This is a genomic window from Streptomyces sp. NPDC014861, from assembly GCF_043081625.1.
GTDB lineage: Bacteria > Actinomycetota > Actinomycetes > Streptomycetales > Streptomycetaceae > Streptomyces.
Map to the genome: position 1 here is coordinate 34,855 of NZ_JBIBWV010000019.1, position 8,437 is coordinate 43,291.

The following is an 8,437-nucleotide window of genomic DNA, read 5'->3' on the forward strand; positions in this document are numbered from 1 at the left end:
GATGCGCCGGGCCTGCCCTGGAATCCCGGAGAGGACGAGGACGTTGGCGATCCCGGACCGAGGTCTGCTCGACTGGCTGGACGAGGCGTCCGCCGAGCGCGGCCTGTACTACGCGGAGAAGAACGACGGCTGGGACTTCCGGTCGTACCGCGAACTCGCCGATCTGGTGCTGCGCACCGCGGCCGCGCTGCGGGCGAACGGCGTGGGGCGCGGGGACGTGGTGGCGCTGGTGCTGCGGTCGAGCCCCGGCTTCGTGGCCGGCTTCTTCGGTGCGCTGGCGGCCGGTGCCACGCCGTGCTCGATCGCGCCGCCGTTCGCGTTCCAGCGGGCGGACGAGTACGAGACGCACGTGGCCCGGCTGTTCGAGACGGCCGACCCGAAGCTGATCATCTGCGACGACGAGTCGGAGGAGCGGATCCGCAAGCTCTCCGCCGGCCTGTCGCTGCCCGAGCCGGTCGTCTTCGAGTCGCTGGTGGACGGCGTCGAGCCGCTGGCCGCCCCGCTGCCGCTGCCGGAGACGGCGCTGATGCAGTTCACGTCCGGGTCGAGCGGCTACTCGCGCGGTGTGCTGATCTCCGCCGAGGCGCTGCGCGACAACCTCACGGGGATGCGGCGGCGCTTCGGCTGGACGCCGGACCTGCCCGGCATCTGCTGGCTCCCGGTCCACCACGACATGGGCCTGGTCGGCTATCTGCTGAACGTGGTCGTCACCGGCGCCAGCGGCTGGATGATGCAGCCCGACGACTTCATCCGCTCGCCGCAGCGCTACCTGAAGTGCATGAGCGACAACCGGACCGCGATCACCGGCATGCCCAACTTCGGCCTCGCCTACATCCTGCGGCGGGTCCGGCCGGAGCGCCTGGAGGGGCTGCGCTTCGACTCGATGCGGGCCATCATCATCGGCGCCGAGCGGGTCGACCCGCAGGTCCTGGAGGACTTCCACGCCCTGATGGGCCCGCACGGCCTGGACCGCGGCGCCCTGCTGCCCGCGTACGGGGGCGCGGAGGCGACCCTCGCGGTGACCGGTCTGGCGCCGGGGGCGGGGTGGACGGTCGCGGCGCCGGACGAGGGGGACGCGTCGGCGCTGGCCGGCACGGCCGTCGTCGGCTGCGGCACGCCGCTGGAGAACCGCACCGTCAGGATCCTGTCGGAGGACGGCGAGGAGCTGCCCGACGGGCAGGTCGGCGAGGTCGTCGTCACCGGCGTCTCGATCGCGAGCGGGTACGTCGGCGACACCAGCTCCGCCTCGGGCACGGCGCTCGGCGAGGCCGGGCTGCATACCGGCGACGCGGGCTTCCTGCGCGACGGGCAGCTGTACGTGATCGGCCGGCTCGGCGACGGGCTCAAGGTGAGCGGCAAGATGGTCTTCGCCGAGAGCCTGGAGACGCTGCTGCACCAGCGGGGGATCCCGGACCGGCAGGTCGCGGTGCTGCTCGGGGTGCGCGACGGCGTCCCGACCGGCGTCGTCGTCCTCGGCAACGTACGGCCCGGCTGGCGCGAGGCGGCCCACGAGGTGCTGGCCGAGTGGCTGGGCGACGCCCGGCTGCTCGCGGTCGAGGTCGGCCGGGGCGGCATCGAGGTCACCTCCAGCGGCAAGCCCCGGCGCCGGGTCATGTGGAAGGCGCTCTGCGCGGGCCGGTACGAGACGTCCACGTCACCGCTGACGGCGGAGTAGGCGGGGCGGACGCGTCCTACGTCGGCGACCGCCCCGCCGAGAGGGCGTCCGGGGGCCGTCCGCACGGACTACGACGCCGCCGCCCGGGGGGCCGTCCGGGCGCGGTACCGCGAGCACCCGCGGAGGGGGCCGGCGCGCGATCCGCGCCGGCCCCCTCCGTGCGTCGCCCGGCCGTCGGGGACGGCGAACCGCGCACCGCGCACGCGAAAGGGGTGCCGCGCACCCCCCGGGAAGGGATCGCGCGGCACCCTCGGTGGGTGACGCCGGCCGGCTCAGCGCAGCTGCATCTCCTCCGAGCGGACCAGGTTCTCCGCGAGCAGCAGCTCCTTGACCCTGTCCGAGAGCATGCCCAGCTGCCGCAGGATGTGGATGATCTGCTGGAAGAGCATCTGGCGGTACGCCGACATCATCGGGTTGTGGCGGGCGAAGCGCAGGCCGTGCTCGACGTCCAGGTCCATGCGCTCCCAGATCTCGCGGAGCATGAAGCGGCGCGACATCAGCCGGATGGCCTCCAGCAGGAAGTCCTCGCGCTCCTTCAGCTCGGCCGAGGTGACGTCCGCGTACATGCCGTTGAGGGCGGAGACGCCGAAGGCGATGTGGCGGGCCTCGTCCTGCGCGACCATCCGCGTGATCTGCCGGATGATCGGGTCGCCGAAGCTGCTGCTGGCGAGCCGCAGCGCGGTGATCGCCAGGCCCTCCACGACGACCTGCATGCCGAGGTAGACGATGTCCCAGCGGGACTCCGACAGGAGGTCCTGGAGCAGCGTCTTCAGGCCGGGGTTGATCGGGTAGACGACGCCGAGCTTCTCGTCGACGTACTTGGCGAAGGCCTCGACGTGCCGCGCCTCGTCGGCCACCTGGGAGGCCGCGTAGGTCTTGGCGTCCAGGTCCGGCACGGTCTCGACGAGGCGCGCGGTGGTGACGAGCGCGCCCTGCTCACCGTGGAGGAACTGGCTGCACATCCACGCCTGGTACTCCCAGCGGAAGTCGGTCAGCATGTGGTGCGGCACGGGGCTGTCCTCGCCGATGACGAAGGAGGCGAGCTTGGCGCCGTTCTCCTCGCTCAGCGGGGCCCCGAACTGGATGTCGTGGCTCCAGTCGATGTCGGTGGCGGCGTTCCACTGCGAGACCTTGTTCTTCTCGTAGAGGCTCCACACACGGCTGTCTCGGGATCCGTAGTTCCAGTTCATGCACGCCTTGAACACCGCGTCGACTTCCATGAGTTCGGCGGCGACGGAGTCCAGGGTGAAGAACGTCGCTGCGGACGCCTCATCGGGAACAGTGGTCATGGCAGGAGTGTGCGGCGCGGCTCCGGTCCCCCTCCAGGAACCGGCGAGGCAACTAGGCGGCAGCCCGGTTGCCGGTGCCTGTGCCTGGTCCCGCGTCCGCCGGCTGCCCACGATGTCGGCAACGGGCCGCCGCCCCCAGCGGGCGCCGGCCGGAGGGTCACGAGACGGAATCGGGGGAGCGGGATGGGCACCTACGCCGCGGAACTCGCCACGGAGCCCGCCCCTGCGGGCGGCCCGGGGCCCGGGGTCGCGGACGCGGCACCGCACCGGCACGGCGGGGACGCCGCCGGCACGGCGGGCCGTCCGTGGGTCGTCGGCCGGGTCGGCGGTCCCGAGGACCGGCTGCGGCTGCTCTGCCTGCCCCAGGCCGGCGGCAGCACGGGCTCGTTCGCGCCCTGGCGGCTGGCCATGGGGCTGCCCGGGTTCGAGCTGGCGACCGTGGAGCTGCCGGGCCGGGGGGTGGGCAGCGGCGAGACGATGCCCGGCACCCTCGAAGAGCTGGCCGACGCCGTGATCGACGGGGTGCGCGACGAGCTGGACATGCCGTACGCGCTGTTCGGCCACAGCTTCGGCGCGCTCCTCGGCCACCGGATCGCGGTCCGGGTGGCGGAGCTCGGGCTGCGCCCGCCGTCCGCGCTGGTGGTGTCCGCCTCGCGGGCACCGCACGCCCCGGTGCGGCGCCGGGTCTCGCACCTGGAGGACGCCGAGCTGCTGGCGTGGCTGGAGGGCTTCGGCGGCTTCCCGCCGGAGCTGTCCCGCTACCCCGCCTATCTGACGTACGCGCTGCGCACGGTCCGCCGCGACCTGGCTCTGGTCGAGGGGTACCGGCCCGCCGCCGTTCCGGTCGACTGCCCGCTGCACGTCTTCGGCGGGGCCGAGGACCCGCTGATCGGCGGGCAGCAGCTGGAGCTCTGGCGGGAGTGCGCCGCGGGCGGGTTCACCTCGCGGCTGCTGCCCGGCGGGCACGACTACCTGTTCACCGGCGCGGCGGCGATGACCGCCGCCCTGGCCGCGACGCTGCTCTGACGGCACCGGCGCCGGTCCCGGCGCCCCGGCCGGCCCCGCGACGGGGGCACCGGCTCCGCCGCTCATTCCCAGGGAGTTGTAAGAGTTGAACGATCTGACCGGCATTGTCGTGTTCGAGGCCGCCGGCGCGGGCCTGGAGTCCTACGCCCGGGACCACGCCGCCGAGATCGGCGCCGCCGTCTCCGAGGCGGGCGCGGTCCTGGTCCGCGGGGCCGTCGCCGACGGGGCGGAGGAGTTCGGGCGGGCGCTGAAGCGGCTCGGTTTCGACCCGCTCCAGTACACGGAGCGCTCCACCCCGCGCAGCGAGGTCGGGGACGGGGTCTTCACGTCGACGGAGTACCCGGCGCGCGAGGTCATCCCGCAGCACTGCGAGTCCTCGTACGCCGGCGCGTGGCCGGGCCGGCTGGCGTTCTTCAGCGCCGTGCCGGCGCTGACCGGCGGCGCGACGCCGATCACGGACGTCACGCGGGTGCTCGACGACATCCCGGCCGAGGTGGTCGAGGAGCTGGAGCGGCGCGGTCTGCGGTACGTGCGGAACTACGGCAGCGGGGCCGGTCTGGACTGGCGGGACGCCTTCCAGACCGACGACCCGGCCGAGGTCGACCGGTTCTGCGCGGACGCCGGCATGGAGTGGGAGTGGCGGGAGGACGACTGCCTGCGGACGGTCCGCCGGGCGCCCGCGCTGGCGGTGCACCCGCGGACCGGGCGCCGGCTGTGGTTCAACCACCTGGTGCTCTTCCACCAGTCGTCGCTGCCGGGCAGCCTGCGGGAGGACCTGCTGGCGGTGCTGGGCGAGGACGGACTGCCGAACGACGTGGTGTTCGGGGACGGCGCGCCGATCCCGGACGCGCTGGTGGCGGCGGTCAGGGAGGCGTTCGGCCGGCGGACGCAGCGCTTCGACTGGGAGCTCCACGACCTGATGGTGATCGACAACATGCGCTGGTCGCACGGGCGCGAGGCGTTCACCGGCGAGCGGCGGGTGCTGGTGTCGATGACGGACCTGATCACCCGCGACTGAGTCGCGGACGGGCCGGGCACGGCCGGAAGTTGCCGGTCGTGTGCCTGGCCCCTGCCTCCGGCCGCACGGAAGCATCGCCGGTGCCGAGCGGCGGCCTTCCCCCCTCCCCCGCCCGCCGACCCCCTGCCACCCGCCCTGCGCGCCTCCGCGCAGCCGAGCCCCGCCCGCGTCCGGGGAGGACCTCCAGTGAACGAAGAGACCCAGTCGCCGATCGAGTCAGCCCTGCCCCTGACACCGCTCCAGCAGGGCATGCTCTTCCACGCGCTGTACGACACCGAAGCGGTGGACGTCTACACCATCCAGGCGGCCTTCGAGCTGCACGGGGAGGTGTCGGCCGAGCGGCTGCGCGCCGCCTGCGCGGGCGTCCTGGCCCGGCACCCCGTGCTGCGGACCGGTTTCCGGGTGCGAGCCAACGGGCAGCCGGTGCAGCTGGTGCGGCGCGTGGTGTCGACTCCGTGGAAGGAGCTCGACCTGGCGGACCGCGCCGGTGCGGCGCGGCAGGAGGCGCTGCTCGCGTTCTTCGAGGAGGACCGGCTGCGCCGCTTCGACATGGCGGCGCCCCCGCTGATGCGGTTCACGCTGATCCGGCTCGCCGACGACCGGCACATCCTGGCACTGACGTACCATCACATCCTGCTCGACGGCTGGTCGTTGCCGCTGGTCATCGGTGATCTGTGCGCGCTGTACGCCGACCCCTCGGGCGCCGCCCTCGCGCCGGCCACGCCGTTCCCGGACTATCTGCGCTGGCTCGGCCGGCAGGACGGCGCCACGGCCCGCAAGGCGTGGCAGGAGGCCCTGCACGGCCTGGAGGAGCCGACCCTGGTGGCGCCCGGCGCGGCGCCCGCGGGGGTCGGGACGATGCCGGCGATGGTGCCGGTGACGCTCTCGGAGGAGGCGACCGAGGCGCTGACGGCGACGGCGCGGGCCCACGGTCTGACGCTCAACACCGTGGTGCAGGGCGCCTGGGCGCTGCTGCTCTCCCTGCTGACCGGCCGCGACGACGTGGTCTTCGGCCAGACCGTGCACGGCCGGCCCGCCGAACTCCCGGGCGCCGAGGCGATGGTGGGCCTGGTGATGAACGCCGTGCCGGTGCGGGTGCGCATCGCGCCCGGCGAGTCGCTCGCCCAGCTCTTCTCCCGGGTGCAGGCCGAGCAGCTGGCGCTCGGGCCGCACCAGCACCTGGGCCTCGACGAGGTGCAGCGGCTGGCCGGGCTCGGCGCCCTGTACGACACCTCCACCGGTTTCGGCAACGCCCCCTCCGACTGGGCGTCGATGGAGGAGATCGCCCCCGGTCTGCGGCTCAGCCCGCTCGCGGAGGACGCGACGCGGGACGGGGACGGCGGCGAGCAGCAGATCAGCGGCTCGACGCACTACCCGCTGAGCGTGGTCGCCGTCCCCGGGGCCCGGCTGCGTCTGGAACTCAACCACCGCGCGGACGTGTTCGACCCCGCGCGGGTGGAGCTGGTCGCCTCCCGGCTGCGACTGCTGCTCGACACCTTCACCCAGGCCCCCGGCACCCCGGTGGCGCGGGTGCCGCTGCTGACCGAGGAGGAGCGGCACCGGGTTCTGGAGACCTGGGGCCGCCGGGCGGACACGGGCCGGCCGGCGCCGGACGCGACGGAGACCGTCCTGGGCCGCTTCGCGGAGCAGGTCCTGCTCCGCCCGGACGCCCCGGCCGTGGCCGACGCGCTCGGCTCGCTCGGCTACCGGGAGCTGGACACGGCCGCGAACCGGCTGGCCCGGCTGCTGCTCCACCACGGGGTGCGGCCCGGCGACCCGGTCGCCGTCGCGCTGCCGCGCGGCACGGAGCTGATCGTCTCGCTGCTCGCGGTGCTCAAGACGGGCGCGTACTACGTGCCGGTCGACCTCTCCCACCCGGCGGAGCGGATCACCTTCGTCCTGGAGGACGTCGAGCCGCGCGTCGTGCTGTGCGCCGACACCTCCCACCCGGCGCTCGGCGGGCACCCGGCGCCGCTCCCGCTGGGCGACCCGGCGGTCCAGGCCGAGCTGCTGCTGATGCCGGACACCGCGCCCTCGGAGGCCGAGCGCGGCCGCCCGGCGCGGCCCGAGGACCTCGTGTACGTCATCTACACCTCGGGCTCGACCGGCCTGCCCAAGGGCGTGGCGGTGGAGCACCGGACGGTGCAGAGCTATCTGGCCTTCGCCCGCGACGCGTACCCCGGTCTGGCGACGGAGGCGCTGGTGCACTCGCCGCCCTCCTTCGACCTGACGGTCACCGGCATCTTCGGTCCGCTCACCGCGGGCGGTCTGGTGCGGGTCGTCGACCTGGAGGACGACCACCAGGCGGACGCCGGACTCGACCACCGGACGCCGCCGGCGTTCGTGAAGGCCACCCCGAGTCACCTCCCGATCCTGGAGGCCTCCGAGGAGACGTTCTCTCCGACCGGTGAACTGGTGCTGGGCGGCGAGCAGTTGACGGGCGAGGCACTGGCCTCGTGGCGGGAGCTGCACCCCGGCGTGACGGTGGTCAACGAGTACGGTCCGACCGAGGCGACCGTGGGCTGCATGGAGTACCGCCTCGCGCCGGGCGACCCGCTGCCCACCGGCCCGGTACCGATCGGCGGACCCGTGCCGGACGCCCGGATCCACGTCCTCGACGGCTTCCTGCGTCCCGTGCCCGCCGGTGTGCCCGGCGAGATCTACATCGGCGGCGAGGTGCTCGCGCGCGGCTATCTCAACCGGCCGGGGCTCTCCTCGACCCGCTTCGTGGCCGACCCGTTCGGCCCGCCCGGCGCCCGGCTGTACCGCACCGGCGACGTCGCCTGGTGGCGGCCCGACGGCGTGCTGGTCTACGGCGGCCGGGTGGACGACCAGGTGAAGGTCCGCGGCTACCGGATCGAACTGGGCGAGGTGGAGTCCGCCCTCGGCGCCGACCCCGCGGTGGCCCGGGCAGCGGTCGCGGTCCGCCCCGACCGGCGCGGCCGGGCCCGCCTGGTGGCGTACGTGGTGCCGGCGGCGGGCCGGGACGCGGAACTCCCCGGTCTCGCGGAGCGCACCGCCCGCCGGCTGCCCGCCTACATGGTCCCGGCGGCCTTCGTCCCGCTGGCCGACCTGCCCGTGACCCGCAACGGCAAGGTGGACCGCGGAGCGCTGCCCGCCCCCGGCCCGGAGCACGAGCAGGAGCCGGTACGGGCCCCGGGCGGCGCGGCGCGCGAGACGCCCCCGGCCCCCTCCCACGAGGTGCCGCGGCAGCGGACGCCCGAGAAGGAGGAGCCGCGCCGGGAGGCGACGGCCCAGGCCGCGCCGCCCGAGGCCGAGGAGGAGCCGGCCCCGTCGGTGCGGGAGACCCTGTCCCGGCTGTTCGGCCAGGTGCTGAACCTGGAGGGGGCGGCCGACGGCGACGACTTCTTCACCCTCGGCGGCGACTCCATCACCGCCATCCAGCTCGTCGCCCGCGCCCGCAAGGCC

The 8,437-nt window shown here is 74.5% G+C and carries 5 protein-coding genes; 4 read left to right on the plus strand and 1 reads right to left on the minus strand.

Translation table 11 applies throughout. From position 1 onward, the window contains the following. The first annotated feature begins 43 nt into the window (after positions 1-43). Positions 44-1,675, plus strand: a complete 1,632-nt coding sequence (locus tag ACF1BN_RS28420) for an AMP-binding protein (protein WP_392334442.1) — start codon at positions 44-46, stop codon at positions 1,673-1,675. A 272-nt stretch (positions 1,676-1,947) separates the two neighbouring features. Here ACF1BN_RS28420 and ACF1BN_RS28425 read toward each other — a convergent pair whose 3' ends face one another. Further along, positions 1,948-2,964 carry a diiron oxygenase gene (locus ACF1BN_RS28425; RefSeq protein ID WP_392334443.1) on the minus strand — a complete coding sequence of 339 codons (1,017 nt, stop codon included), beginning with the start codon at positions 2,962-2,964 and terminating at the stop codon, positions 1,948-1,950. A gap of 183 nt (positions 2,965-3,147) precedes the next feature. Here ACF1BN_RS28425 and ACF1BN_RS28430 point away from each other — a divergent pair, with 183 nt between their 5' ends. The 3 genes from ACF1BN_RS28430 to ACF1BN_RS28440 all read left to right on the plus strand — a co-directional run. After that, the gene (locus ACF1BN_RS28430) at positions 3,148-3,990 is read left to right on the plus strand and encodes a thioesterase II family protein (RefSeq protein WP_392334444.1); all 843 of its coding nucleotides are present in this window, start codon (positions 3,148-3,150) and stop codon (positions 3,988-3,990) included. A gap of 85 nt (positions 3,991-4,075) precedes the next feature. Beyond that, positions 4,076-5,008 (plus strand): TauD/TfdA family dioxygenase, encoded by a 933-nt coding sequence (locus ACF1BN_RS28435; RefSeq protein WP_392334445.1) that lies wholly within the window; start codon positions 4,076-4,078, stop codon positions 5,006-5,008. 186 nt (positions 5,009-5,194) lie between these two features. Next, positions 5,195-8,437 (plus strand): amino acid adenylation domain-containing protein (locus ACF1BN_RS28440; protein ID WP_392334446.1); only part of this gene is annotated, 3,243 nt, incomplete at its 3' end.